The organism is Oleiphilus sp. HI0080, from assembly GCF_001635135.1.
In genome coordinates, this window is sequence record NZ_LWFU01000049.1 from 1 (window position 1) to 206 (window position 206).

1 protein-coding gene is annotated in these 206 nt (G+C 44.2%); it reads right to left on the reverse strand.

Annotated features, from left to right (window positions below; genetic code table 11):
- The coding region (locus tag A3751_RS00705) for a BLUF domain-containing protein (protein WP_197466069.1) at positions 1–206 on the reverse strand (206 nt) is incomplete at both ends.

The following is a 206-nucleotide window of genomic DNA, read 5'->3' on the forward strand; positions in this document are numbered from 1 at the left end:
TTGGTCTATCAATATATTTTCAAGCCTTATCTCTGCGAGATACGCATTTGTAAGCCATTGCATGGACCAGTCCGGAAAGCGACGCTCTGTTAGTTTCGTATCGCTAATGTGGCGATAAATCTTGTGCCGTTCATCTAGTGTAATCTTGTTAAAAAGGCACTCTAGAGCGTCAGCTGGCCCCTCAATATACTGGAGGAAGGTACCTT